This window comes from Nonomuraea sp. KM90 (assembly GCF_052246675.1).
Lineage (GTDB): Bacteria > Actinomycetota > Actinomycetes > Streptosporangiales > Streptosporangiaceae > Nonomuraea.
Genome location: NZ_JBQQCB010000073.1, coordinates 22,873 through 46,798 on the forward strand (window position 1 = coordinate 22,873; position 23,926 = coordinate 46,798).

26 protein-coding genes and 1 pseudogene are annotated in these 23,926 nt (G+C 68.3%); 8 read left to right on the plus strand and 19 right to left on the minus strand.

Annotation, left to right across the window (positions count from 1 at the left end):
• Positions 1–154 precede the first annotated feature (154 nt).
• Positions 155–442 carry a hypothetical protein gene (locus ACTWPW_RS42580; protein WP_443172032.1) on the plus strand — a complete coding sequence of 96 codons (288 nt, stop codon included), beginning with the start codon at positions 155–157 and terminating at the stop codon, positions 440–442.
• Between the two features lie 295 nt (positions 443–737).
• On the opposite strand, the gene ACTWPW_RS42585 is transcribed toward ACTWPW_RS42580, so the two are convergent.
• The 15 genes and pseudogenes from ACTWPW_RS42585 to ACTWPW_RS42655 all read right to left on the minus strand — a co-directional run bounded on the left by ACTWPW_RS42585 (position 738) and on the right by ACTWPW_RS42655 (position 13,927).
• Positions 738–971 carry a hypothetical protein gene (locus ACTWPW_RS42585; RefSeq protein WP_443172033.1) on the minus strand — a complete coding sequence of 78 codons (234 nt, stop codon included), beginning with the start codon at positions 969–971 and terminating at the stop codon, positions 738–740.
• Between the two features lie 112 nt (positions 972–1,083).
• Positions 1,084–1,779: a hypothetical protein gene (locus ACTWPW_RS42590; protein WP_443172034.1), complete on the minus strand. Its 696-nt coding sequence runs from the start codon at positions 1,777–1,779 to the stop codon at positions 1,084–1,086.
• Positions 1,776–2,681, minus strand: a complete 906-nt coding sequence (locus ACTWPW_RS42595; protein ID WP_443172035.1) for an ABC transporter ATP-binding protein — start codon at positions 2,679–2,681, stop codon at positions 1,776–1,778. Before ACTWPW_RS42595 ends, ACTWPW_RS42590 begins: the two co-directional genes overlap by 4 nt.
• Positions 2,678–3,052, minus strand: a complete 375-nt coding sequence (locus ACTWPW_RS42600; protein ID WP_375118226.1) for a GntR family transcriptional regulator — start codon at positions 3,050–3,052, stop codon at positions 2,678–2,680. Before ACTWPW_RS42600 ends, ACTWPW_RS42595 begins: the two co-directional genes overlap by 4 nt.
• Positions 3,053–3,648: 596 nt before the next feature.
• Complete coding sequence (locus ACTWPW_RS42605) at positions 3,649–3,780, minus strand: hypothetical protein (RefSeq protein ID WP_443172036.1); 132 nt, start codon at positions 3,778–3,780, stop codon at positions 3,649–3,651.
• Positions 3,781–4,193: 413 nt separating this feature from the next.
• Positions 4,194–4,808 (minus strand): annotated as a pseudogene (locus ACTWPW_RS42610) (HAD family hydrolase); the annotation flags it as partial.
• Between the two features lie 307 nt (positions 4,809–5,115).
• Positions 5,116–6,351, minus strand: a complete 1,236-nt coding sequence (locus ACTWPW_RS42615) for an iron-containing alcohol dehydrogenase (RefSeq protein ID WP_443172037.1) — start codon at positions 6,349–6,351, stop codon at positions 5,116–5,118.
• A gap of 51 nt (positions 6,352–6,402) precedes the next feature.
• Positions 6,403–6,750: an Ldh family oxidoreductase gene (locus tag ACTWPW_RS42620; RefSeq protein ID WP_443172038.1), complete on the minus strand. Its 348-nt coding sequence runs from the start codon at positions 6,748–6,750 to the stop codon at positions 6,403–6,405.
• Positions 6,751–6,842: 92 nt separating this feature from the next.
• A complete protein-coding gene (locus tag ACTWPW_RS42625; RefSeq protein WP_443172039.1) occupies positions 6,843–8,303 on the minus strand; it encodes an NAD-dependent succinate-semialdehyde dehydrogenase in 1,461 nt (486 codons plus the stop codon).
• Positions 8,304–8,379: 76 nt separating this feature from the next.
• A complete protein-coding gene (locus ACTWPW_RS42630; RefSeq protein ID WP_443172040.1) occupies positions 8,380–8,544 on the minus strand; it encodes an FAD-linked oxidase C-terminal domain-containing protein in 165 nt (54 codons plus the stop codon).
• Between the two features lie 35 nt (positions 8,545–8,579).
• Positions 8,580–9,656 (minus strand): ABC transporter ATP-binding protein, encoded by a 1,077-nt coding sequence (locus ACTWPW_RS42635; protein ID WP_443172041.1) that lies wholly within the window; start codon positions 9,654–9,656, stop codon positions 8,580–8,582.
• Positions 9,656–10,723, minus strand: coding sequence for an ABC transporter ATP-binding protein (locus ACTWPW_RS42640; protein ID WP_375118232.1), 1,068 nt, complete (start codon positions 10,721–10,723; stop codon positions 9,656–9,658). The genes ACTWPW_RS42635 and ACTWPW_RS42640 overlap by 1 nt, the downstream gene beginning before the upstream one ends.
• The gene (locus ACTWPW_RS42645) at positions 10,723–11,634 is read right to left on the minus strand and encodes a carbohydrate ABC transporter permease (RefSeq protein WP_443172042.1); all 912 of its coding nucleotides are present in this window, start codon (positions 11,632–11,634) and stop codon (positions 10,723–10,725) included. Before ACTWPW_RS42645 ends, ACTWPW_RS42640 begins: the two co-directional genes overlap by 1 nt.
• Positions 11,634–12,584, minus strand: a complete 951-nt coding sequence (locus tag ACTWPW_RS42650; RefSeq protein ID WP_443172043.1) for a carbohydrate ABC transporter permease — start codon at positions 12,582–12,584, stop codon at positions 11,634–11,636. The genes ACTWPW_RS42645 and ACTWPW_RS42650 overlap by 1 nt, the downstream gene beginning before the upstream one ends.
• On the minus strand, positions 12,581–13,927 hold the full coding sequence (locus tag ACTWPW_RS42655) for an extracellular solute-binding protein (protein WP_375118235.1): 1,347 nt from the start codon (positions 13,925–13,927) through the stop codon (positions 12,581–12,583). The genes ACTWPW_RS42650 and ACTWPW_RS42655 overlap by 4 nt, the downstream gene beginning before the upstream one ends.
• 461 nt (positions 13,928–14,388) lie before the next feature.
• Between ACTWPW_RS42655 and ACTWPW_RS42660 the strand changes: the two genes are divergently transcribed.
• The 3 genes from ACTWPW_RS42660 (at position 14,389) to ACTWPW_RS42670 (ending at position 16,630) form a co-directional block, all read left to right on the plus strand.
• Positions 14,389–15,132, plus strand: coding sequence for a GntR family transcriptional regulator (locus tag ACTWPW_RS42660; RefSeq protein WP_375118236.1), 744 nt, complete (start codon positions 14,389–14,391; stop codon positions 15,130–15,132).
• An 87-nt stretch (positions 15,133–15,219) separates the two neighbouring features.
• Positions 15,220–15,789 carry a DJ-1/PfpI family protein gene (locus ACTWPW_RS42665; RefSeq protein ID WP_375118237.1) on the plus strand — a complete coding sequence of 190 codons (570 nt, stop codon included), beginning with the start codon at positions 15,220–15,222 and terminating at the stop codon, positions 15,787–15,789.
• Positions 15,790–15,808: 19 nt separating this feature from the next.
• Complete coding sequence (locus ACTWPW_RS42670; protein WP_443172044.1) at positions 15,809–16,630, plus strand: alpha/beta fold hydrolase; 822 nt, start codon at positions 15,809–15,811, stop codon at positions 16,628–16,630.
• Between the two features lie 56 nt (positions 16,631–16,686).
• On the opposite strand, the gene ACTWPW_RS42675 is transcribed toward ACTWPW_RS42670, so the two are convergent.
• From ACTWPW_RS42675 to ACTWPW_RS42685, 3 genes are all read right to left on the minus strand, one after another.
• Positions 16,687–17,373, minus strand: a complete 687-nt coding sequence (locus tag ACTWPW_RS42675) for a CGNR zinc finger domain-containing protein (protein WP_443172045.1) — start codon at positions 17,371–17,373, stop codon at positions 16,687–16,689.
• A gap of 64 nt (positions 17,374–17,437) precedes the next feature.
• Positions 17,438–18,655, minus strand: coding sequence for an MFS transporter (locus ACTWPW_RS42680; protein ID WP_443172046.1), 1,218 nt, complete (start codon positions 18,653–18,655; stop codon positions 17,438–17,440).
• A gap of 305 nt (positions 18,656–18,960) precedes the next feature.
• Entirely contained in the window at positions 18,961–19,338 is a 378-nt protein-coding gene (locus ACTWPW_RS42685; RefSeq protein WP_443172047.1) for an integrase core domain-containing protein, read from the minus strand.
• Positions 19,339–19,428: 90 nt separating this feature from the next.
• Here ACTWPW_RS42685 and ACTWPW_RS42690 point away from each other — a divergent pair, with 90 nt between their 5' ends.
• Positions 19,429–20,235 carry an LLM class flavin-dependent oxidoreductase gene (locus ACTWPW_RS42690; RefSeq protein ID WP_375118242.1) on the plus strand — a complete coding sequence of 269 codons (807 nt, stop codon included), beginning with the start codon at positions 19,429–19,431 and terminating at the stop codon, positions 20,233–20,235.
• A gap of 711 nt (positions 20,236–20,946) precedes the next feature.
• Complete coding sequence (locus ACTWPW_RS42695; RefSeq protein ID WP_443172048.1) at positions 20,947–22,617, plus strand: hypothetical protein; 1,671 nt, start codon at positions 20,947–20,949, stop codon at positions 22,615–22,617.
• A 204-nt stretch (positions 22,618–22,821) separates the two neighbouring features.
• On the opposite strand, the gene ACTWPW_RS42700 is transcribed toward ACTWPW_RS42695, so the two are convergent.
• Positions 22,822–23,010, minus strand: coding sequence for a hypothetical protein (locus tag ACTWPW_RS42700; RefSeq protein WP_443172049.1), 189 nt, complete (start codon positions 23,008–23,010; stop codon positions 22,822–22,824).
• A gap of 9 nt (positions 23,011–23,019) precedes the next feature.
• Here ACTWPW_RS42700 and ACTWPW_RS42705 point away from each other — a divergent pair, with 9 nt between their 5' ends.
• Together ACTWPW_RS42705 and ACTWPW_RS42710 are read left to right on the plus strand one after the other, a co-directional pair.
• Positions 23,020–23,232 (plus strand): hypothetical protein, encoded by a 213-nt coding sequence (locus ACTWPW_RS42705; protein ID WP_443172050.1) that lies wholly within the window; start codon positions 23,020–23,022, stop codon positions 23,230–23,232.
• A gap of 31 nt (positions 23,233–23,263) precedes the next feature.
• The gene (locus ACTWPW_RS42710; RefSeq protein ID WP_443172051.1) at positions 23,264–23,767 is read left to right on the plus strand and encodes a hypothetical protein; all 504 of its coding nucleotides are present in this window, start codon (positions 23,264–23,266) and stop codon (positions 23,765–23,767) included.
• Positions 23,768–23,926: the final 159 nt, after the last annotated feature.

Below are 23,926 nucleotides of genomic sequence, written 5' to 3' on the forward strand. Positions count from 1 at the left end.
CTGGGTGAACTCGTCGACGCCCGCTGAGTCGGCACGCGCGAAGCAACAGTACCTGCTCGTCCAACAACCGTCACACGCAGTGTTTGAACTGGTCGGTTAAGTGCGCCGAGCGTGTTCTCGCTCAATCAACTTGTCATATTTACGATCGGAGCCAGTGCAGCGCTGGGTCCCCGAACGCTGGGTCCCCGAGCGTTGGCTTGAGCGGATAAGGTTCGCCAAGTCGAGGTCACTGATGGCGATGATCGAAAGTCGAGGCGTCGTTGTCCGCGCGGGCATCGTTGAACACCGGCGTTCAACCCAGTCGCTCGGCCAGCTCTCGGGGTATCTCGTGAGGGTCGCTTTGGAGGTCTGGGTCGGCGCCGTGTCGGAGAAGCGCCGCGACGACATCAAGGTGCGGCGTAGCCATCCGCCCAGTCGACGATCCGGTCGGCGAGTGCTTTGACGGCAGCCGCGACGCCGGGAGCGCCTGGACCGCCGGCTGCGTCGATGACGCTGAGTGTGGGCCGAGTATGGAACACCGCTCGGCCTGGCGTCGGTTCGACCAAGCTGTACCGATACCACATCGCCATGGTGGTGGCGCGCTCCGCGCCGGCTGCTGATCCAACTCAACCGCCACCAGATCTCGGCCCGCCGGGGCGCGATCATCTGACGCGGCCACCATCGCCAGCGCCGTTGCGTTGCTTCCTGGACTTCCCGGTGGCGCCTATGACCCGTAGCCGATACTCGGGTTCGACGGTTCAGGAGTCGCGGCGGGCATTCCTTCGCGGCGCGATGAAGACGGCCCAGGCGGTTATGCCCAGGCCCGGACCGATGGACGAACCTAGCGCGACACCGTAGGCGAGGTTGTCGAAAAAGCCCCCGACGACGACGCCGACGACGACGCCGAAGGCAGCGCCAAATGCGATCCAGATCCCGAGATTTGCCCAGATCCCGAGACCTGGGGCGGGCGGGGGCGTGTTGTTGTTCGTCATTGCATCTCTCCCAAGGACGGGGGCGGACAGGGCTGACAATCTGGCGGCTCATCACGGCGGATGTTGGTGTTCGCGTTGTCCGGTGTCCGGAGCGGCCGAGTGCTGGCCGCGCCTACGCCGTGGCACGGCGGATGAGCCTGTACCCGCCGACCGCGAACGCGGCGGCCACCAGGATCGGCCAGCCGGCGAGCAGCGCCGTGGGGGACTGGTCGAGCAACCAGCGGCCGATCGCATGCCATTGCCGGGTCCACGTGATCAGCGCGGCGGCCAGCCCGAGCGCTGTGAACGCCAGGGTGAGGCTGGCGAGGACGCCGGTGGTGCCCCAGCGCAGGTACAACGTGCCGAACAGGATCCCGAGGTGGGTCACGACCAGCATGGGTACCGCGTACCCGAGCAGGAGCAGCATCGGGTTGGCGTCATCCATGAACGGCAGGTCGAAGAAGCGCATCCTCATCCCCCAGTAGCCGGTGGCCTGTTCCAAAGCGCGCAGCAGGCAGAGCACCAGCGCGTAGAGCACCGACTGGACGACCGCGAGCAGCGACCAGGCCAGGTAGAACTCCCGGCGGGTCACGCTCATGCCCAGCGCGTAGGGGAAGATCTGGGTGACCGAGACGGCGGCCATCGCGATCGCGATGCCGCACAGGGGGACCAGGCCGCCGGTGGTCGTCACGCCGTCGCCCGGGTCGTAGTTCGCCATGACGCTCAACAGGTTGATGCCGAACGCGACGGCCACCATGCTCCACGTCCAGCCCAGGATCTGCGGCCAGGCCGGCATCTGGAGACGGGCCACCTGACGGATGCGGTTCATCGGGCGGTCTCCCGGTCCGCCGGCGCCGTTGTCGTCGGCGGTACGGTCAGGCGGACCACGAGTTGCTGCAGCGACAGCGGCTCCAGCTCGACGTTCAGCGCCTGCGCGAGCGCCTTCGCGTGCGGTCCGAGCCCATCGAGGATGGTCGACCGGACCAGGCCGCTCAACCGCTCGCGGTGCAACTCGGTGCGTCCGGCGGCGAACCCGTCCACGGCCTCCGCCCGCCCGGTGGCCGCCACCGCCCGCCCGCGCAGGTCGTCGGCGTCCTCATCGAGCAGCAGCCGGCCACGGTCGATGAGCAGCACCCGCTCGACCAGATCGCTCACCTCGTCGATGAGGTGGGTGGACAGCACCACGGTGCGGGGATGCCCGGCGTAGTCGGCGAGCAGACGGTCGTAAAAAAGCTGCCGGGCGGCCGGGTCGAGCCCGAGGTACGGCTCGTCGAAGAACGTCAGGGGCGCCCGCGCGGCCAGCCCGACGGTCACGCCGAGGGCCGACAGCATGCCCCGCGAGAGCCTGCGAACCAGCCGCCCGGCCGGTAACTGGAAGTCCGCGGCGAGGCCGTGCGCGAACGTGTCGTCCCAGTTCGCAAACAGCCGGCGTGCGGTGTGAAAGACGTGGCGCACGGTGTAGACGTGGGGGTAGCGCTGGCTCTCCCGGACGAAACAGACCTTCGACAGGACGGCCGGGTTCTCCACCGGTGGCGCGTCGAAGACCGACACGTTCCCCGACGACGCGAACGCCTGCCCGGTGAGGATCTGCATCAGGGTGGTCTTGCCCGCGCCGTTGCGCCCGAGCAGGCCGTAGATCGTGTGCTCGGCCAGCGCGAAGCTCACGTCGTCGAGCGCCGTGACGTCACCAAAGCGCTTGGTCACCCCGTGTGCGGTTACTACCGCCGTCATCCCAGGTCCCTCCCGACAACCGCACCGAATGAATCGATCATCTTCATCAGCTCGTCGTGGCCGATGCCGAGCTTGCGGGCCTCGGCGAGCAGGGGTTCCACGTACTGTTCGGTGAACCGTTCCCGTCGCCGCTCGCGCAGCCTGGCCCGGGCGCCACTGGCGACGAACATGCCGATGCCGCGTCGCTTGTAGAGCGTTCCCTCCGACACGAGCTGGTTGACGCCCTTGGCCGCGGTGGCCGGGTTGATCCGGTGAAAGGCGGCAAGCTCGTTGGTGGACGGGACCTGGGCCTCCTCCACCAGCGACCCGTCGATGATCGAGTTCTCGATCAGCTCGGCGATCTGAAGGAAGATCGGTCGGTCGTGGTCCATCGCTGGCTTAGCCGCCCAACTGGTTAGCTACATGTGTAACTAACCATGCAATCTTGCGCCGCGGCTGTCAAGCCACCCGGGCGTCCCGCGACCTCTGCGCCTGCCGAAAATTACGTCCGTGCAGTTCAAGCCGCATGTGAGTACTCGTGGAGGACACCGCCGAGCCGATCTCGTCGGCGTACCTTCAGGTCGATGATTCGCTCTGAATCCGTGATCGGATCGGGGACGGTCTCGATGAAGTCGCAGGCCAGCAGGGCATCGGCTTGCGAGCGCAGGAAGTCGGCCCACGTGGTGGACGCCCGTTCGGGTGCCGGGTCAAGGCTCTCCTGCTTGAGGATCTCCCATACCGTGGACGGCGCGACCTTGATGCCGAGCGTGGTGAGCTCACCGTGGATCCGCCGGTAGCCCCAGCTCGGGTTCTCCCGGACCAGGCGCCGAATGAGGGCGCGGATGGAGCGGACGGTGGGTGCGCCCGGGCCGCTTCGGCCGGCAGATACGGGCGTGACGCCGTCGCATCAGGTCGCGGTGCCAGCGCAGGACAGTGTCCGGCCGGACGAGAAGCCGCAACCGGCGCAGAACCTCGCGGGGCAGCGAGGTCAGGAGAGCAGCAAGGAAGGCCCGCCCTCGGGCGCGAATCGCACTTTGCTGTCAGCGCCGAGTTGGCGTTCAAGGATGGCGATCTGGTGACGCAGCACGAGAATCTCCACGTCCTTGTCCCGATCGCTCATGGGGAGCAACCGCAGCGCGGCGAAGGGCATTCGTAACGGTGAGGCAGGCCAGGCGAAGGAGCACAGCGGATCATCCTGCCGTACCCGCTTCCGCCTCCCTGGTGACCGGAACTCGCGCATGCCACGCGAAGCCCTTGCAGAGTCATGACCTGCGCGGATGTAATTATCGGCAGGCGCAGAGGAGAAGCTGGCGCACGCCTATCTCACCGTCGTGGGACGGATGACGGGCCGCTTCCTCGACGAGGACTGGTTCCATACCCTGGGCCGTACCTATGGCGTCCCCTCCGGTTCGGCCTGAGCCTGGGTCCGGCTCGGCCTCGCGTGACCCACGCCGGCCGCTTCCCCTCCTGATCGCGGCCAGGTCCTTCGGCGAAGCGCACAGACCTGGCCGGATTCTTTTCCTCTCCTTCGGCTTACTTGAGGATGATGTCCTTCAATTCGGCCAGAGTTTGGATTCGATAGGTGGCTTGCGCGAAGTCGTTTGATTGGGTGAAGTCGTTGTGGACGACAGCACACTCAATACCGGCCGCCACGGCCGACTTCAGCTCTCTGGACGAGTCCTCAACGACCAGTGTCTCTTCCTTGGTGGCTCCGAAGCGTCTCAGGCCGATCAGGTACGGGTCTGGATGCGGCTTGGCGAGCTCGTAATCCTCGCGAACGACGACGAGATACATGAATTGCTTGATCTGGCGCTTCTCATGGATGAGCTCGAAATCCGCGCGTTCGGCGGTTGTCACGATGGCCGTCCGGACGTGTTTTGACAGCTCGGCCGGAGCTTCCACGACGCCTTCGATCTCGATGGATTCTGTTCTCAGATACTCTTGATAGTAATCATTACGAAGCTGACGCTGCCTGCTGATGGTCTGCTCATCGACGCCGGCCGCCCTGGCTTGGGCCCAGGTGCCCAAACCTTGACTCATCTCCCGAAGGTACTGGTCCTGGTCCAGGGTCAAGCCGATGTCCGCGAGGGCGCGTTCCCCGGCCTTGTAGTACCAGAACTCGGTGTCCACCAGAACACCATCGTGATCGTAGAGTACGTACTTTCACTGCCTCGATCCCTCCCGGTGGCCGCAGCGGCCGGCTGCGCCCTCGCAGGAGCCCCGCTGGATTTTTGGACGCCGTCCGTTCAGAAATATTCGAGCGGTTCTGAACTCTATCGAGGTCTCGGCGGGGATGCTCGGAATCGGCTCGGTGCAGGGGTTGCACACAACGGCACGGCGGCCCGACAACGCGCGGCGATCAGATCACCTCGGCCTCGAGACAGGTGTGAAGGCGTAGCCGACAATTCTGATACCCAGGGGGCAGCGAACTCGTCGTCAGGTGGAAGGCCCGTCACTATCTCTGATCCGGCGTCAGGACGTGTCGGGTCCGGTCCCCGAGCCAGGCCGCTTCGAGGATCGCGGTCAGACTGGCGGTGTCGGTCGGGCCTGGATGGTTCTGGATCAAGCGGGTGACGCCACTGGCCATCTCCGCGAAGCGCGGGAGGTCGGCGCGTGCCACGCCGATGTCCGCCAAGGTGGTGGGGATGCCGATGTCGGCAAGGAGTCCGTCGAGCCAGGTGAGGAACGTGTCTGCGGCCTCGGCATCCGAGGCGTCGGTCACGTCGAGCCCGCACACACCGGCGAGGATGGCCAACCGGTCGCCGATCGCATGCCTGGCCGCGTCCAGCGCGTAGGGCAGCAGCAGCCCGACGCCCAGGCCGTGCGGTGTGTGGGTGGCTGCGCCGATGGGGTACTGAAGAGCGTGCGGAGCCGCGTTGCCTGCGTGGGAGAACGCGAGCCCGGCCAGCATGGACCCATAGGACATGTTCGCGCGCGCGTCCTTGTCGCCTCCGTCCCTGACGACATGGGGCAGGCTGCGGGCGATCCGCTCCGCGGCCAGGAGCGCGTAGTGATCGGTGATGGGGTTGCGGCCGAGGAAGACCTGCTCCACCGGGTCGCGCGGTCCGTGGGCCCGGGGTCGCGCGGTGTAGCTCTCCACCGCGTGACAGAACGCGTCGATGCCGGAGTGGGCAGTGACGGTCGCCGGGCAGGTGTAGGTGAGCTCGGGGTCGACGATGGCGAAGTCGGGCACGATGTGGACGCTGGAGACCCCCACCTTCAGCTCGCGGTCCGGGTCGGTCAACACCGAGACGGGCGTGAGCTCGGAGCCGGTGCCTGACGTCGTCGGGACCGCGACGAGAGGCATCGTCGGCCCCGGCACCTTCGACTCCCCGTAGAAGTCGCGCGGCGTCCCACCGTGGCACCGGATGACACCGACGATTTTGGCGAGGTCGATCACCGTGCCACCCCCGATGGCGAGGATTACGTCGGCGTCCACCTCCGCGGCGACCGAGACGGCCAGGGTGACATCGGTGAGTGGCACGTCCGGAGTCGCGTCGGCGAACACCCCGACGACTTCGACCTTCTCCCGTACGGCGGCCACGATCTCGGCCACGCCCGGCTGCCCCAGAAGAACCCGGTCGGTCACGATGAGGACTCGCGAGCCACACTCGGCCACCACTCGTGGGATGTTCTGCGCGACCCCTTCGCCCACTATCAGCTGGCGTGGTCCGCGGACGGTCTCAAGCATGTCAGTGCCTCTCTGGAACGTCGGCGGTGATTTGCTGAGCGGACGTCCGGGTCACCTGCGCGACCGGGACGGCGTCGGCAAGGTTGGCTGCCGGGTGGCGCAGGCGCGCGCGCCGGGCTCCCGGGCTCGGTCGTGCCCGGGCCGGCCTCGGGGGTCCATCGCGATGAAGACGTCGCCCTTGGTGGGCTGGTCAGTCGGGTCGAGGGTCCCGCGGACATCGTCGCCAAGGGCGGTACGAGTCAAGGTCGCGACCAGCACCTCGATCATGAGCCCGAGGGCGTAGCCTTTGGGACCGCCGAAAGGGCTGATCGCCCCATCCACCGCCGCGGCCGCGTCTGTGGCGCGCACACCGGCGGAGTCGACGGCGTCCCCTGGTGCCGGCGGATCCGTGCCGACCATGGCCCGGGTCCCGCTCCACGGGTGGAGGCCGGTCTGGTCATGTACGCACGGGGCGTGGTGATCCTCTGCGGGCACCCGGAGCGGCAGGCCGGTCACGGGAGGTCGATCGCCGCGTAGGTGACGTCGAGGTACTCAAGGATGCCCTCGTGCGACCCCTCCTTGCCGATCCCGGACTGCTTCACACCTCCGAACGGAGCTGACGGGTCCGAGATCAGACCACGGTTGATGCCGAGCATCCCCGTCTCCAGCCCCTCGGCGAACCGGAGCGCCCGCTGGAGGTCACGGGTGAAGACGTATCCGGCCAGGCCGTGCTCGGTGTCGTTGGCCTTCGCCATCACCTCGTCGTCGGACGTGAACGAGATGATCGGGGCCACCGGGCCGAAGATCTCCGCCTCCAGCATCCGCGCGTCTTCGGGCACGTCGACGATGACCGTAGGCGGGTAGAAGTGGCCCGGCCCATCCGGACGCTCGCCGCCCACCAAGACACGGGCTCCGCGATTGACCGCGTCGGCGACGAGCTCGTCGATCTTGGTGACCGAGGCCTCGTCGATCAACGCCCCGACGTCCACACCGTCGTCGAGACCATGGCCCACCGAGAGCGCGCCCATCCGCTTGGCGAAGCGCGCCGTGAACTCCTCGCGCACCGGCTCCTCGACGTAGATTCGGTTGGCCGCGATGCAGGACTCCCCGATGTTGCGCATCTTGGCCACCATGGCACCGTCGAGCGCGACGTCCAGGTCCGCGTCGGCACACACGATCAAGGCCGCGTTGCCGCCCAGTTCCATGGAGGTGCGCAGCACGTTGTCCGCCGCCTGTCGTAGCAGCACGCGCCCGACCTCGGTCGACCCGGTGAACGAAAGCTTGCGGGTCCGACGGTCGGCCAGCAGTGCTGAGACCACCTCGCCGGCACGCTTGGTTGTCACGACGTTGACGACGCCCGGGGGAACGCCGGCCTCCTCCATGATGCGGGCCAGGAACAGCATGGTGAGTGGCGTCTGGGCTGCCGGCTTGGTGATCGTCGTGCAGCCCGCCGCCAGCGCAGGAGCGATCTTGCGGGCACCCATGGCCAACGGAAAGTTCCAGGGCGTCACGAAGACGCACGGTCCGACCGGCCTCGGCACGGTGAGGATGCGATATCCACCAGCGGGAGCGGTGTTGTAGCGCCCCTCGACGCGCACCGCCTCCTCGGCGAACCAACGGAAGAACTCGGCGCCGTAGGCCACCTCTCCCCGAGCCTCCGCGAGCGGCTTGCCCATCTCGAGCGTTATCAGCCGGGCGACCTCCTCGGATCGCTCGGTCAGTGCCCGGTACGTCGCGGTCAACAACTCTGACCGTTTTCGCGGCGGGGTCGCCGCCCACTCCGCCATTGCCTTGCTCGCCACGTCCAGAGCGGCGAGCCCGTCAACGACGTCGGCGTCCGCCACCTCGGCGATGGTCTTGCCGGTGGCCGGGTCCTCGACGACAAAGGTGGCTCCGCCGGCGGCGTCGCGCCAGGCGTCGCCGATCCGGAGCCGCCGGTGCTCGGGGGCCAGGACGTTCATCGGGTCACTCATTGCGTCGCCTCCTGTGATGTTCTTGGTGATGTCCGGCGTGACCTCAGCGATCGCGCCACGCGCGTTGACGAACGGGTCACACGACCTCGTCGGGGTGGAGGTTGCCGAGCGGGTCGAATGTGGCCTTGGCCCTGGCTGCGGGGCGACGCCCCGTGCCACCGATCGCCTTCTCGGGCCATGGCTGCTTCAGCGTCGTCAGGCCGTGCTCACCGGTGACGGTCGGCCGAGGCTCGATTGCCACGTGCCGGCACATATTGACGTCGCCGCCCTGCGCGATTACCTCCCGGCCTCGGACATCGCCAGCCCGGTGCGCGCATCGAAGAGGTGCGCACGGTTGAGGTCGACCGTGACAAGCAGCCGCTCGCCCGGCGTACCGGTAACGGTGGTTCGTGCCTTGACCTTGAGGATCGCCGTCCCCACTCGGACGTCGACCACCGTTCGGTCACCGAGCGGCTCAAGGCCGTAGAGCTCACCCGACAACGACGCGTCCCCACGCTGCTCGACGGACAGGTCCTCCGCGCGCAGGCCCAGCAGCAGCGGACGACTGTCCTCGGCCGTGGTCCAGCGGGGCCGCGGCAGCGTCCAGCCTTCCGCCCCGACCAGACGATCTCCCTCGGCGTGGCAGGCGAGCAGGCTGATCGGCGGGCTCCCGACGAATCCCGCGACCCACTGGTTGGCTGGACGCTCGTACACCTCGGTCGGCGTTCCGACCTGTTGCACCTTCCCCTCCTTGAGGACCGCGACCTGGTCGGCCATGGACAGGGCCTCGACCTGGTCGTTGGTCACGTAGACGAAGGTTGCTCCGAGGCTCCGGTGGATGCGGGTGAGCTCGGTGCGCATCTCGACGCGGAGCTTGAGGTCGAGGTTCGTCAGCGGCTCGTCCATGAGAAACGCGCGTGGGCGACGGACCAGTGCCCGGGCCAGGGCAACACGCTGCATCTCACCGCCCGACAACTGCGCCGGACGACGCTGCAGCAGACGTTCGATGTGCAGCAGGCTCGACATCTGCTCGACGGCAGCGGCGATCTCGCTCGAAGAACAGCGGCGTGCCCGTAGCGGCGAAGCGATGTTCTCGTACGCCGTGTGTCGCGGGTAGAGGGCGTAGTTCTGGAAGACCATGGCCAGGTCGCGTGCGGCCGGGGCGTCACCGGTCGCGTCCCTCCCGTCCAGATGCACCGACCCGGCGTCAAGCTTCTCAAGGCCGGCGATCGCTCGCAGGGTCGTCGTCTTGCCTGCCCCGGAGGGTCCGAGCACGACGAAGAACGATCCGTCCGGTACGTCCAGCGTCACCCCGTCCAGGGCCTGGACTTTACCGAAGGACTTGCACAGCCCGTGCACTGCCACGGTTCCCATCAGGCCACCAGCTCTTCCGTGCTCACGTCGTAGACCGCCGGGGTCCCGCCGGTGTGCCGCAGCCCGACCGGTGCGTCAGCGGCGAAACGGACAGTCGGTGGCATCCGAACCCGTACGTCGCGCCGGCCGCCGTGGTCGACCACGTAGATGATTTCGTCGCCCAGCCACTCCGCCGAGACCACGCGGGCCGGGACCGAACGTTCCGCCCGTGGTTCTGTGACTTCCAGCGCCTCCGGCCGGACGCCTGCGACCAGACGACGGTCGCGCGGCAGGCCTGGCGGTGGCGTGAGGGCCAGTCCGCCCTGGCTGCGCAGCTTCCCGTCGGCCACCTCCACCTCGATCAGGTTCATCGGCGGGGAGCCGATGAACGCGGCGCAGAAAAGACTCGCCGGACGGTCGTAGACTTCCAGCGGCGTGCCGATCTGCTCGACGCGGCCCTTGTTGAGGATGGCGATTCTGTGACCGAGCGACATCGCCTCGACTTGGTCGTGGGTGACGTAGACCATCGTCGTCCCCAGCTCCCCCTGCAGGTGCTTGATCTCCGTGCGCATGTCCGCCCTCAGCTCCGCGTCCAGATTGGTGAGAGGTTCGTCCATGAGGAATGCGCGCGGTCGTCGTACCAGGGCGCGAGCAAGCGCGACGCGCTGCTGCTCCCCGCCGGACAGCCGGCGCGGTCGCCGGTCCAGGAGCGGACCGAGCCGCATCAGCCGGGCGGCCTCGTCGACCCGCTCGCGCACCTCCGCCTTGGGCAGTCCCTCGGCCCGCAGTGGGAACGCCAGGTTGTCGCGGGTTCTCAGATGCGGGTAGAGAGCGTAGAACTGGAACACCATGGCGATGTCGCGCTCGGCGGGCGGCAGGTCGTTGACCAGCGTGTCGCCGATGCGGATGTCGCCCGTCGTCTGCCTCTCCAGGCCGGCTATGGCCCGCAGCGTGGTCGTCTTGCCGCAACCCGAAGGGCCGAGCATCACGAACAGCTCGCCGTCGCCGATGGACAGGTCCACGTGATCGACTGCGACCGTCCCGTCCGGGTAGCGCTTGTGCAGAGCCGTCACCTCGATGCCCGCCATCAGCGTCGCACCGCCCCGAGCGTCACACCGGCGACGAGGTGCTTGCGCACCAGGTAGGCGAAGACGAGCACCGGTAGGGCGAACACTACGGAGGCGGCGGCCACGAGACCCCAGTCCACAGTGGTTCCACCGATGAGGCCGGCGATGGCAGGTGGGGCCGTCCGCACGTCGTCGCTGGAGGTGAGGAAAATGGCGAACACGAACTCGTTCCACGAGAAGATGAGTGCGAAGACCGCCGTCGCGGCGATGCCGGGCAGGAGCAGGGGAAGGGTGAATCGCCAGAACGCCTGCAAGCGGGTGTAGCCGTCGAGCATGGCGGCATCCTCGTACTCTGCGGGCACCTCGTCGACGAACCCCTTCATCATCCAGATCGTGAACGGGACGTTGAACGCGGCGTAGATGAGAATCAGGCCGAGCTTGGTGTCGATGAGTCCGACTTGGCGGTACATGAGGAAGATCGGGATCACGACCACCACGGGCGGCATGAAGCGGGTGGACAGGATGAAGAACAGTTGGTCCTTCTTGGCCTTCACGGCGAAGCGTGAGTAGGCCCAGGCCGCCGGGACCCCCAGCACGGTGGCCAGCGCCGTGGAGACCCCGGCGACCACGACGGAGTTGAGGAACGAGGCGGACAAGGTCGAACGACCGCCGCCGGAGGCGACGAACACGTCCTTGAAATGGTCCATAGTGACCTTGAAGTCGAAGAACTTGGCCGGGATGGCGTAGACGTCCCGGTTCTCCTTGATGGACGTCTCGATCATCCACAGCACCGGAAAGAGCATCACGACGGCCAGCACGGTCAGCAGCGCGACCTCCAGCACGGAGCGGCCCCTGCCGCCGAAGCGGCGCGCGGGGGGCGTGTGATCCCGGCCAGGACCTGTGGACACGGCCTCGTCAACGGACAGGGCCATCAGTCCTCCTTGAGCTTGTTCAAGTAGCGCAGGTAGAGCTGCGTAAGGACGATGACGACGAGGACCATGAGGATCCCGTACGCCGAGGCGGTTCCGGTGTTGAAGCCCAGGAACGCGACCTTGTAGACGTGGAACGACAACGTCTCGGTGGCGACCCCCGGACCTCCGCTGGTGAGGATGTAGACGAGGTCGAACAGCCGGAAGGCCTCGATGGCCCTGAACAACACGGCGATGAGGAGCAGCGGCCACACCAGCGGAAGAGTGATGGTGCGGAACTGGAACCACTCGGACGCCCGATCGATCGAGGCGGCCTCGTACAAGTACCTGGGAACCGCGGTGAGGCCCGCAAGTGCGATGAGCATGATGAACGGCGTCCATTGCCAGGTGTCGACCAGGATCAGGGAAATCAGTGCCGTTCGCTGCCGGGTGAGCCACTCCACCTGCCCCAGGCCGAGCGAGCCGAGCAGGCTGTTGATCACGCCGAATTGCGCGTCGAGCATGAATCGCCAGAACAGCCCGACCACGACCGGCGACAGCATCATCGGAACCAGGAACAGAGTGGTCAGCAGTCCTCGCCCGTGCGTGCGCCGTGAGATCAGGTAGGCGATGGCGAAACCGAGCACGGTCTGCAGGGCGACCGCGCCGAACACGTAGATCAACGTCGTCAAGGCCCTCAGGTGGACCTGCGCCGAAGTCACGATGGCGGTGTAGTTCTCGAACCAGATGAACTGGGCGGGCCCGCCGCGGGTGGCCGAGTAGTCGGTGAAAGACAGGTACAACGCCCACAGCAACGGGAACACCGACATCGCGAGCAACAGCAGCAGCGCGGGAGAGATGAAGGCCACGGCGAGCCCGCGGTCGCTCAGGCGGCGGGACCGACCCGGTGCGGGCGGCGTCGCAGCCGCCGCCTGCACCGGGTGGTCGGTCGTCAGAGGGGCGGAGTCACTCACAGTCCGCCGCCGCCCTTGCGGCTGCTGGCGTTGAGCACGCCCTGCTGCTCCTTGGCGATGTCGTCGAGCGCATCCTTCGGCGTCTTCGCGCCGTTGAGAGCCGCGTTCACGTTGGTGTTCTCAATGTCGACGAGGCGCGCGTACTCGGGCACGTTCCACATGTCCCGCATCCGCGGAACCGAGTCGGTGTACACCTGGTTGAACGGCTGGGCATTGAGGAACTCGGGCGACTCCAGGGCGTCCGTACGCGATGGCACGCCACCAGCCGCGGCCCACTTCTTCTGGATGTCAGCCTGCTCGAACCACTTCATGAAGTTCAGGGCCTCCGCCTGGTTCGCCTCGGGCGAGTAGGCCGACACGTGCATTCCCATGCCGCCGAGAGGCACCAGGTTCGTCTTCTGGCTCGGCAGGGTGGCAAAACCCAGCTTGTCGAGAATCTGCTCCCGCGTGGTGCCGAGCGTCGACTGCTTCGGGTCAAGCAGGCCGCCGCTCGCGGCGATCCAGTTGAACGCGATGCATGCCTTGCCCTGGGCGACCGCCGCGTTCACCTCGTCGATGAACCAGTTGCCGGAGCCCTTGGCGGTCAGCGGCTTCATCTTGTTGACCAGGACGTCCATCGCCTCCTGGCCCGCAGTGTCGTTGAGGACGCCGTCGATCTTGCGCGTCTTGGGGTCCCAGAGGTTGCCGCCGTAGACGCCGTTGACCGTGTTGTAGGTCACGGCCGCGGCGTCGGAGCCGTTGGCCTGGTGGAAAGCCAGCCCGCTGACGCCAGGGTGGTCCGCCTGGCACTTCTCGGCGACTGAGATCATCTGGTCCCAGGTCTGCGGTGGCTTGTCGCCGATCAGGTCCTTGCGGTAGATCATCGTCCAGGTGTCGCCGAGCAGCGGCAGTCCGTACAGGCTGGCGTTTTCGTCGCGCTTCCCGGTCTCCGCCTGGGGGAACTGGCCGTAGGCCGCCAGGAGGTACGGGTTGTAGGCCTTGACGTCGATGTTCTTCTTGACGAAGTCGGTGATGTCGAGGATGTTGCCGTTCGTCACGGCCTCGCCGATGTGTTGCGAGTCCAGGATCGGGATGTCGAAGTCGGTCTTGTGTGCGGCGAACTGGGTGAACATCGCGTCGTGCCAGTTCGCGTTCGGCACGGTCTTGACCTTGATGGTCACGTTCGACCGCTCCTTGGTGTACTCCGCGTTCGCGAAGGCTTCCAGCGCGTGGGCGGGGGGCCAGTCGAACCAGATGAAGCTGAGGGTCAGCGGATCCTTGGTGAGCTCCGGGATGGTCGCCGGTGCCTTGGGCGCGCTGTCGGCCTGGCCGCCGCAAGCCGCCACGGTCGTGGCCACTAACATGGCCGCCGTCGCCAGCTGCACCTTTCGCCCGGGAACGGACAATCGTCCTATTCGCTGTGGATACCGCATCTTCTTGCCTGCTTTCTGGGTGGGGACTTCTGGAGCCTTGCTGCGTGCTTCGCCGAGCAGTTGCTGGGTTGTTCAGGCGTGTTGCCGGCTGTCGCAGGGGCTGACCCGCAGACCGGCGTCACGAGTACGCCGCGATGTAATGGGGCTTCAAGCAGTCGAGAAGGCCTTCGGTCCTGGTGCGGCCCGGTGGCGAACCGAATAGGACGTCGAGCATGCTCATGGGGGCTCCAACTGATCGAAGCGGAGCGATGGCGGGCGGTTCCCCGATGGGTGAAGGATGGCTGGCGTCCGCCACCTTTCCTATACGATCCGAGTGGGAGCGTCAACATCCCGCAGTGTTGCGACCGATGTCAACAGGTTCCCGAAGACGCAAGAAAGGACCTCACGTCACGATGGACGACGAAGCGGTGATCGCGCGGCGCCGTGGGGCCATGACGGGCGGAACGCCGCCGGGAAGATCTCGCGGCCGGCTTGCCGACGAGGTTTACGACACGCTGCTCGGACAGATGATGTCGCTACGGATCGAGCCTGGCTCCCGCGTCACGATCGACGTACTGGCGCGAGAGCTGGGGGTCTCACAGACGCCGATCCGAGACGCTCTGAACCGCATGGAGGCCGAGGGCCTGGTCGTGCGTGTGCCCCATGCCGGCTATCGCATTCCCCCCCAAATCACCCGTCACCGATTCGAGGACATGCTTGAGGTCCGCCTGCTCCTCGAGCCCGCAGCGGCGCGCAGATCCGCCGAACGCGCATCCTTGAAGCAGGTGGCCGGTCTGCGACGAATGCTGGAGGAGATGGCGGAGTTGGAGGGGGGCGACGGGCCCATGGCCTATGGCGCCTTCGGGCTACGCGACGCCGCTTTTCACGATCTCGTCGCCCTGAGCGCGGAGAACCAGGTCATCCGCGAAGCGCTCGCTCGCCTGCACACCCACGTGCACCTGTTCCGGCTTCTCCACGACACCCAGGTCACTCACTTGGCCATGGCCGAGCACGAAGAAGTTCTGGCCGCGATCGCCGCGCGTGACCCCGACGCCGCCGCCTACGCCATGCGCCGGCACATCCTGTTGTCCGGCGAGCGGTTCCGACGATTGTTCGACGAGGCCGAGGGCGCGGACGGAATGGCGGTAGAGGCTTGACGGGCGGGCTGGGCCGAGGAATGCTGACTCAATCCGATCGGATCGGATTGGATCCACCTCACCCGCCCCAGATGCGAGGAGAAGCAGGTGCCCAGAGCGCTGCTCCTGACCGGCGACGCCGCCGAGGAGCTCGACACCATGTATCCCTACTATCGCGTGCAGGAGGGCGGCTGGGACGTTGACGTCTCGTCACGAACGATGCGTGACGTTCAGCTGGTCATCCACGAGTTCGACCCCAACTCCGACGCCTACGTGGAGAAGAACGGCCGAAAGTTGCCGGTCGACGTGCCCTGGGCCGAGGTCGACGTCGAGCGCTATGACGCCCTCATCATCCCTGGGGGACGTGCCCCCGAGTGGATCCGGGTCGACGCCGACGTCAGGCGCATCACCGAGCACTTCTTCGCGCGCAACCTCCCGATCGCGCTGGTGTGCCACGGCGCTCAGGTGCCAGCTGTGTACGGGCTGCTGAAGGGGCGAAAGACGGCGTGCTTCCCTCCCATCACCGGTGACATGGAGAACGCGGGCGCGACGGTCATCGACGCTCCCGACGTCGTGGACGGCAACCTCGTCTCCTGCCGGGGGTGGCCCGACATGCCGCAATTCGGCAGGGCGATGATGGAGGTCTTCTCGAAGTCCATCACCTCCGCATCGGCATGAGCACACCTGGCCTGTCCCGGTGACGGCACTTCGGACCGTCACAGTCGACGGCTCCCCCGTCCACGTCCTGGAGAGCGGCACCGGGCCCGCGGTGCTGATGCTGCACGGCTCCGGACCCGGTACGACCGGATCCGGAGCCTGGGCGACGACGGCACAGGCGCTGGGGACGTCCTGGCACCTGGTGGCTCCTGACCAGGCGGGGTTCGGCCGTACACCGATCCCGGCCGACTCCAGGGGTGGGCTCCGGCTGTGGACGGAGCAGGCCGCGGGCCTGATGGATGCTCTCGGTGTCGAGCACTACGCCGTGGTGGGCCACTCCATGGGAGGTGCCGTGGCGCTGGCGTTGGCGGCCGCGCGTCCCCAGCAGGTCACCCGTGTCGTGGCGGTCTCGACGATGGGCGCCCCCGGGGCGCCGCTGTCCGCCGAGCTCGACGCGGTCTGGGCCGCCGCCGCCGACCCGCTCGGGCCACGAGACATGTTGAGTCGCCTCGTCCTCGACCAAGCGCTCGTGACCGAGTCGGCCGTCGCTGCCCGTGCAGCCGCGATGCGAGCGGGGGCGGCCGCATTCGCGTCGTTGTTCCCTCCACCCAGGGCACGTTGGGCCGACGACCTCACCCTCTCGGCGCAAACGCTGGCGGGGGTCCGCGCGCCCGTGCTGCTCGTCCACGGCGCCGAGGACCGAGTCACCCCGCTCGGGACGGCAGTCCTGCCCCTGCTCGAACACCTGGCCGATGTCCGTCTGTACGTGCTCGGCCGATGCGGGCACGTGCCGGCGCTCGAACACCCGCACGACTTCAGGCGACTCCTGTCGTGCTTCCTCGGCCGGGAACGAGGTCCCTAATTGCGGCGACAGGTCCGCAGCCCGTGGCGGCGTCGACCGTTGATCGCGTACGAGTCCTACAGGGTGCCGCCCCGGGCGGCGCGGCGGCGCTCGGTGAGCCGCCGGGCCTTGGCCGTGTTGCCGCAGTCGGCCATGCGGCACCAGCGGCGGGAGCCGTTGCGGCTCTGATCGAGGAACAGCCACCCGCAGCCGCCGTCGCGTATGGGGCAGCGGCGTACCCGGGTCAGGTCGGCCGTCCGCAGGACGTCGAGTGCGGCCTCGGCGACCCGGTCGGGTATCAGCATGGCGGGTATCGTGCCGTAGGTGAGCCGCACCTGCGGCGGGTCGCCTCTGTCGAGCACCAGCGCGGCTCTGGCGGCTGCCCCGGCCCATCGCTCGTGCAGCGCGACCAGCGCGGCCCCGGCCGCGATCGGATCCCCCTCGCCCGCGTCGCCCGCCGGCCCGCCGTCGGCGGGCCGGATGGTTGCGAGCGCCACGAGGTGCAGCCCTTCCCGGATGTCCCGTACGGTGGCCAGCCCCGCCTGCGCCGACGCGGGATCGTCGTGCCACGCCTGGCCGACCCGATCGCGCTCCGCGTCGCTGATCAGGCCTGCCCTGGCCGCCCAGCGCAGCAATGCGGGGGCGTCGGACAGATAGTCGTGGGGCGGCCCGCCGTCGAGCGGTGCCCCTCGTTCGAGCGTGTTGACCAGATCGAGCGCGGGGTGCCCGCCGACCAGGGGAAGGTGTCCCACGTCGAGTGACATGCCCTTGAGGCTACCACTCAAGGCAGGCGAGGAGGTTGCACGGTTCGGTGCGTTGAGCATGGGATCACGTGACTCGGGCGTCCTCGGGCAGGGGGTCGGCGGCCGTGGCCGGCGCGATCTTCCGCCGGCTGGACAGGACCGGCTCGGCCAGCACGATGGCGAACGCCGCCAGGCTGAGCAGCGCCCCGGCCAGTGCCGTGCTGCGCACGCCCGGACCGGGCAGGAGCACGCTGCCGAGGAACGCGCCCGCGGTGATGCCCACATTGAACGCCGTGGAGGTAGCGGCGCTCGCCATGACCGACTCGCCCGGCGCGTACACGAGCACCCGCGATCCCAGTACGGCGGTCAGGCCTGCGAGCGTGAAGCCGGACAGGGAGATCGCGATGACGGCCCCGACCGGGGAGGCGCCGAACGCGTACTGCCCGGCGAGCGCCAACGCCTGCAGGCCTATGAGCCCCGTCATGGTGATCCAGCCGTGGCGGTCGACGAGGTAGCCCACCACGAACACGCCGGTCAGGCCCGCGATCCCGCGTGCCAGCAGAAGCGGGCCGATCGATGACTCGGTGAAGCCGCTGACGTCGCTCAGGAACGGGCTGATGTAGGTGAACGCCGTGAACGCGCCGGTGACCGCGACCGCCGTGGTGGCCACGATCGACAGGTACCGGCCGCGGTCGGGCGCGCTGCCCCGGTCCGCCGCGCCCTGCCCGGCGGGCGTGTCGGGCAGGACGGCCGCGATCGTGGCGAGGACGAGCAGGGCCAGGCCGCTGAGCGCGAGGAACGCCACCCGCCAGTTGGTCTGCTGGCCGAGCCACGTGCCGGCCGGGATGCCGGTCAGCGCGGCGCTGGAGGCGCCGGCGTACAGGATGGACAGGGCCCGGCCCCGCACCTCGGCCCGGAAGAGGCCGGCGGCGGCCGGCGTCACGATGGCCCAGAACAGCGCCTGGCTCAGCGCGGTCACCATCCGGGCGCCCATGAGCAGCCAGTAGTTCCCCGCCATGGCTGACAGGCAGGTCGCCACGATGAAGACGCCTAACAGGACGCACAGCAGCCGCCGCCGGGGCAGCCGGCGAGTCAGTCGTGTGAGCGGCAGGGACACCAGCACGATGATCAGGCCGTATCCGGTGACCAGGAGCCCGACCGCTGACGGGCTGGTGCCGAGATCCTGGGCGATCAGTGGGAGGAGGCCGATGGGCAGCGACTCGGTGGTCACGTAGATGAACACGGCCAGGGTCAGGGCGGTCAGTGCGACGATGGCCGACTTGCTTCCGAAGCGTTCTTGCACGCGGTCTCCTCGGCTGGTTCACCATCGTTCTGGATGATGAAGGTAGCTTCTTCAGGTCGCTTCGCGGAAATGTCCTGTTGGATACGAATGTAGAGGTGTGCGTGCTACCGGTCAATGAAATTTAGACGGTACGCTGCAGGACTCCGGGCACGGGGGCGGGTTCCTGTGGGGCTCATCAATAGGATGCGGGGTCTGACCTGCCGGTTCTCGGGTGGTGTCAGCGGGCCGACTATCAGCTGGCGATCCGGTGCTCGTTGATGAGGCCGCCGAGGATGGCTTTGCGGTGGACACCGTGGTCGGCCCGGTCAATGGGGCTTGGCGGTCCTGTTTCGGCTTGCGATGCGGGACAGCTGTCCGATGCCGCGGTGAGGTCGGGCCGTGTCGTACGGCGCCAGGTAGCGGGTGAGGGTGCAGCGTAGATGGTGCTCGTTGCGGATGAGCGTGCTGTCCAGGAGTTCACGGCGTAGGGTGCCGATGAGCCGTTTACAGTGCGCGTTCGTCTTCGGAGCTTGCGGCGGGCTCTTGATGATGCGCAGGCCGGCGTCGGTTTCGGGCGCCTCCCAGGCCGTCAGCTGCCGCTCCGGGTCGGTTTCCTGCTGCGAGAACTGGTTGAACAGGTAGGCGCGGGCTTGCCTGCCCTGCTCGGACAGGTCCTGCAGGAGGACGACCACCGGCTCGCTCATCTGCATCGTGGCCGCGGGCGTGATGGCGGTGTCATCACTGAGGCCAAGTCCGATGACGGAAGTGTCGGTGCCGGGTGCTTGGGTGTGGGTATGCGTTACGGCATCGACGTCGCGATCCTCGGTGAGCTCGCGGAGCCGGCGCGCCTGGTCACTCTCGCCCAGGAGGCCGAGGCGGCCGGATGGGACGCCGTGCTGGTGTGGGATCATCTGGCCTTCGCCTGGGGCACACCGTCGGCGGACCCGTGGGTGGCGCTGGCCGCTGCGGCCCAGTCGACCTCGCGCATCAGGCTGGGCACGGCGGTGACGGCCGTGGCCCGGCATCGCCCGGAGATCCTGGCCCAGACCGTGGCGACGCTCGACAGGCTGAGCGGCGGCCGCGTGATCCTGGGAGCCGGACTGGGCGGCGTGAGGGAGGAGTTCACCGCCTTCGGCTCAGCGCGTCCCGGCGGGGCGGTGCTTGATGAGGCACTCGACGTGATGGCCTCGCTCTGGTCCGGTGACGAGGTCCATCACCGGGGCGCTCATTACACCGTGGACGGGGTGCGGCTCGCGCCGCTGCCGTTCCAGCGGCCCCGGGTCCCGGTGTGGGTCGGCGGCACGGCCGCAGGCGCCCTTCGGCGGGCCGCCCGGTGGGATGGCTGGATCGTCGCCGGCGACGACCAGGAGGGCCGCATGACGCTCTCGCCCGACTCCCTGGCCGCTCAGGTCAGCGAGCTGCGCCGGCACCGGGCCACCGCAGGCGACCTCGACGTGGCGGTCATCGGAGTGAGCGAGCCGGGCTCGCCGGTGCGGGCCTACGCCGAGGCGGGCGCCACGTGGTGGCTGGAGCACCTCCACGGCTACCGGGGGTCGGTGGAACGGCTGGTGCAGCGCGTGAAGGCGGGCCCGCCCGCGTGAAGCACCTGCGGTGGAGGCGCGGCACCTTGGCGTCTGCGGGAGCATTCAGCAGCTCAGGCGGGCGATGTAGCCGGGGCCTGCCGGGTCGCGTTCCAGAGCCTCCAGGGTTCACGCCGACTCGGCACCGACGGCGGCTGAGAGTTCGTCCGGCGTCGCGAGCCAGTACTCGAACCACGGCGTCGTCGTCGCGCCGTCTCATACCCAAGATACGCAACTGCCCCGCGAGCCCGCCCGCGGCGAAGGTTCCAGGTGTGGTAGTCGGCCTGCTCGGCGCCGCCGTCGCCGGGGTCCATGCCCAGCCGATCAGCTGTGGCCCGGGCGGGCCACCACAGCAAGGCGCCGCCAGGACCTCGGGCGCCTGCGCCGGGCCGCCCAGCAGGCCGAAGTAGGCACGTAAGGCATGTTGGCCGGCCTTGCAGGCATGTGCTCGGGACGCGACACCGCGCCGACGATAACGATGGACCTCGGATGGCACCCGATCCCTGCCGAGAGTGGCAACCCGTTGGACGGGCGGCCGAGAAGACGATGGATGCACCTCTCATGGCACACCCACGCCGTGCCCATCGCGGCCAGGACCTTGTCGGCGACGCCCCGTACGAGGTCCGCCTGGGGCGGCGGGCGATGGGACCACCTTTTCCGAGGCCGTTCTGGACGACGATGATCCAATGTGCGAACATACGTTCGACAACTGTCCTTCAGAATGGAGTGCATGTGCGCCTCTCAAGCTCTGGCCGTGCTCCTCTTTCCCACCGATTAGTCGCCCTGGCTGGGTCCCTGTTCCTGGCAGCGGCCCTGCTCGTCGCTCAGGCACCCGCCGCCTCGGCCGCCGACACCATCACCGACCTCGGCGTCGCCGCCGACAGGGGCGGCGACGTGGTGGGGCAGAGCGGCAAAATCTTCGTCGCCGCCGACGATCGGATCGTGGTCACCAAGAGCGACGGCGCGCTCATCGACACGATCAGCGGCCTGTCCGGTGCCGTGGCCCTGTCCGTGGCGGACAACGGCAGGCATGTGTACGCGGCGCTGCGCGACTCACATGAAGTGATCGAGATCGACATCGCGACGCTAGCCATCACCAGGCGGGTCGACCTCAGCGCCTACCCGTGCCCGTCCACGCTGGCGCAGGCGTACGAGCGGGTGTGGGTCGGGTACGGGTGCGGCCAGGCGGGGGAAGGAGGCGTCGTCGCCCTCGAGACGTGGAGGCCCACACCCGCTCTCGTGCCGGTCGAGTCGGGCACGACGCAGCCTCCGCTGGTCGCCGTCGCCGGGCGCACTCTGGCGGTGGGAGAGCCGGGAGCCGACCCCGCCTCGATCAGGGTGTACGACGTCGACACCACCCCGGCCACCCCGCTCGGCGAGATCCGCGCTGACACGTCCCTGCGGGACCTCGCCCTCGCCGACTACGGGTCAGCGGCGCTGTCGGCGCTGGCCGACACCCACCGGTTCGACGCCTGGGACACGACGACCAACGCCAGGACACGCGCTTACGACAGCGGCGAGCTGAGCGAGCACGGCCTCCCCACCGCCGTCGCGGCCAGCCCGAACGGCGCCTACGTCGTGGGCGGCTGGAACTCTCCCGCGGGCGACGCGGCGGAGCTCGTGGTGTACGACCCGGCCACGGCGGAGGTGATCTACTCGGCCGCCCACCAGGGGAAGGCGCTGGTGGCGGGCAGCATCGCCTTCTACGGCGTACTCACCTATGCGGTGCTGAAGGAGCCTGGCACCGGGCGGATGCACCTCTGGCGGCTGCCGCATTCGCCCTACCACGCCTCCACCCTGACCATGACGGCTCCCTCCGAGGCGACCGCGCTCAAGCAGCTGACCTTCAGCGGGCGGCTCACGCTGAGCACCGGCGCGCTGCCCGGCGTGCAGACGCTCGAGCTGTACAGCTGGCTCCCCGACGGCACCTCGCGACCCTTCCGGGAAGTCACCACGGAGGCGGACGGCACGTACCAGTTCACCGACACCGCACCGACAAGTGGGTCGTACGAATACAGGTTGTCCTGGCCGGGCAACTCATGGTTCAAGAGCAGCTGGGACACGGCTGTCGTCGCGGTGGGCCGGTACCAGCCGGTGCTCACGGTGACCGGCCCGGCCACCGGCGTCGTCGGCGAGCCACTCGAATTCAACGGAACGTTCGCCGCCGACGGCATCACCTTCCCGCTCACCATCATCACCGTCGTACGCAACGTCTCCAACCCCGATGGCACTACCTCGAAAGCCCTGGCCAAGATGACTGCAGCTGCCGACGGGTCATTCAGCTTCACTGACACGCCGACGACGGCCGGCAAGCACACGTACGTCATCCAGCTGGTGGGGAACTCGACAATCGAGCCGGCGAAGACCACCCACGTGGTCGTCGTCTCCCAGCCCCCCGCGTAACCTCCCGACGGGGTGACGGCGATCCGAATCGCCGTCACCCATGTCGTTGGCCACGCCGAACCACGGAACTCAGCCCATACCGACCTGGAATTTCTCGGTTTCCGCCGGCCTCCGATCTCGTCTTTGATCATGGTGGATTGCTCGGTGGTTGCTCTTGTGCACGGCCGTGTACGACGGTTGATCGTTTAGACCGCCATCGTCGGTTCAGACCCCGGTGACGACCACCAGAAGACCAAGCCAGAACCGCCGGCCCGTGCCCCAGGAGATCATCCCCGGCGGCAGTTCGACGAGGCCGTTCCAGATAGGGTTCGAGATGGGGACGGGGGTGCGGACGTTCACGACGACGGCGCTGCCGCACGCGCCCGTCCTGGCCGTCGTGCCGACCGGCGGCATCCTTCCCGGGTGCTGCCCGGGGCCGGGTTCGGCCTCGGGCGCGTGCTGATGCCGCTGACGCGCACGCTCAGCGGCGAGCCCCAGCGCTGGGACCGGGTGTTGTCGCGGCGGCCGGCCTGGATCGGGCGGGTGTGCGCCGCGGGCTTCGTCCTTGCGCCGGTGGTCGGGGCTTTGGCGGAGGGCTGTTTCTGGCTCCGGGGACGTTGGACGTACCGGCCGTAGCGGGTATGCCGCCCGATGGGAGGAGGAGTGGATGATGCGCCTGTCACAGCTCGTCATGCTGCTGGTCGCTCTTGGAGGCTGCGCCGCGGCGCCGGCGGGCGTCCCTTCCCCCTCCGCCCCGGACGTGCTGCTGGAGGCGGGGCAACTGGCCGGGTCGTGGACCGAGGTGCGGACGGCGGACGTCACCTGGGCCGACCTGGAGGAGGGCCTCGTGCCGTGCTCCCGCCGGGCGATCGTGCCCGGCGGGTCGCCGGTGCGGTTCCGGGAGTTCCGGTCGGCCGACGGGGCGTCGGTGGTGCAGCTGGTGGTGTCCCGGGTGGACGGGACGCAGTCGTTCAAGCGGTTCTACGCCGAGTGCCTGGCGGTGGGCGGTGTGGAGAGCGAGCCGGGGCCCCGATACGTGGCCTCGCACCGGAACGAGACGGAGATCGCCGGGTTCGCCGGGGACCGCCTGGTCATCGTCAGCGGACCAGCCGGCCGGGACGACCTGCGGGCGATCGCGGACGCGGCTCGCCGCAACCTCGGCGAAGGCTGATGCCGGGTCGTGTCGTATGCGCGCGGCGGCCTTCCACCGCGGATCGGACCGCAGCGCCGCGACCGCTCCCCATCCGACAGGCCGTGCAGCGCCTGCGACTCCACGGCCGTGGCCGGCAGGCCCGGCGGCACCGGCGGGCGTCCGTTGACCGGCGTGCAT

What these genes read in the sequence shown, in the direction of transcription:
- ACTWPW_RS42585 (WP_443172033.1), bottom strand. Translation starts at nt 971, where the DNA reads ATGACGAACAACAACACGCCCCCGCCCGCCCCAGGTCTCGGGATCTGG.
- ACTWPW_RS42590 (WP_443172034.1), bottom strand. Translation starts at nt 1,779, where the DNA reads ATGAACCGCATCCGTCAGGTGGCCCGTCTCCAGATGCCGGCCTGGCCG.
- ACTWPW_RS42595 (WP_443172035.1), bottom strand. Translation starts at nt 2,681, where the DNA reads ATGACGGCGGTAGTAACCGCACACGGGGTGACCAAGCGCTTTGGTGAC.
- ACTWPW_RS42600 (WP_375118226.1), bottom strand. Translation starts at nt 3,052, where the DNA reads ATGGACCACGACCGACCGATCTTCCTTCAGATCGCCGAGCTGATCGAG.
- ACTWPW_RS42605 (WP_443172036.1), bottom strand. Translation starts at nt 3,780, where the DNA reads ATGAGCGATCGGGACAAGGACGTGGAGATTCTCGTGCTGCGTCACCAG.
- ACTWPW_RS42615 (WP_443172037.1), bottom strand. Translation starts at nt 6,351, where the DNA reads ATGCTTGAGACCGTCCGCGGACCACGCCAGCTGATAGTGGGCGAAGGG.
- ACTWPW_RS42620 (WP_443172038.1), bottom strand. Translation starts at nt 6,750, where the DNA reads ATGGTCGGCACGGATCCGCCGGCACCAGGGGACGCCGTCGACTCCGCC.
- ACTWPW_RS42625 (WP_443172039.1), bottom strand. Translation starts at nt 8,303, where the DNA reads ATGAGTGACCCGATGAACGTCCTGGCCCCCGAGCACCGGCGGCTCCGG.
- ACTWPW_RS42635 (WP_443172041.1), bottom strand. Translation starts at nt 9,656, where the DNA reads ATGGGAACCGTGGCAGTGCACGGGCTGTGCAAGTCCTTCGGTAAAGTC.
- ACTWPW_RS42640 (WP_375118232.1), bottom strand. Translation starts at nt 10,723, where the DNA reads ATGGCGGGCATCGAGGTGACGGCTCTGCACAAGCGCTACCCGGACGGG.
- ACTWPW_RS42645 (WP_443172042.1), bottom strand. Translation starts at nt 11,634, where the DNA reads ATGGCCCTGTCCGTTGACGAGGCCGTGTCCACAGGTCCTGGCCGGGAT.
- ACTWPW_RS42655 (WP_375118235.1), bottom strand. Translation starts at nt 13,927, where the DNA reads ATGTTAGTGGCCACGACCGTGGCGGCTTGCGGCGGCCAGGCCGACAGC.
- ACTWPW_RS42660 (WP_375118236.1), top strand. Translation starts at nt 14,389, where the DNA reads ATGGACGACGAAGCGGTGATCGCGCGGCGCCGTGGGGCCATGACGGGC.
- ACTWPW_RS42675 (WP_443172045.1), bottom strand. Translation starts at nt 17,373, where the DNA reads ATGTCACTCGACGTGGGACACCTTCCCCTGGTCGGCGGGCACCCCGCG.
- ACTWPW_RS42685 (WP_443172047.1), bottom strand. Translation starts at nt 19,338, where the DNA reads ATGAGCGAGCCGGTGGTCGTCCTCCTGCAGGACCTGTCCGAGCAGGGC.
- ACTWPW_RS42690 (WP_375118242.1), top strand. Translation starts at nt 19,429, where the DNA reads ATGCGTTACGGCATCGACGTCGCGATCCTCGGTGAGCTCGCGGAGCCG.
- ACTWPW_RS42700 (WP_443172049.1), bottom strand. Translation starts at nt 23,010, where the DNA reads ATGCCGCCGGTCGGCACGACGGCCAGGACGGGCGCGTGCGGCAGCGCC.
- ACTWPW_RS42710 (WP_443172051.1), top strand. Translation starts at nt 23,264, where the DNA reads ATGATGCGCCTGTCACAGCTCGTCATGCTGCTGGTCGCTCTTGGAGGC.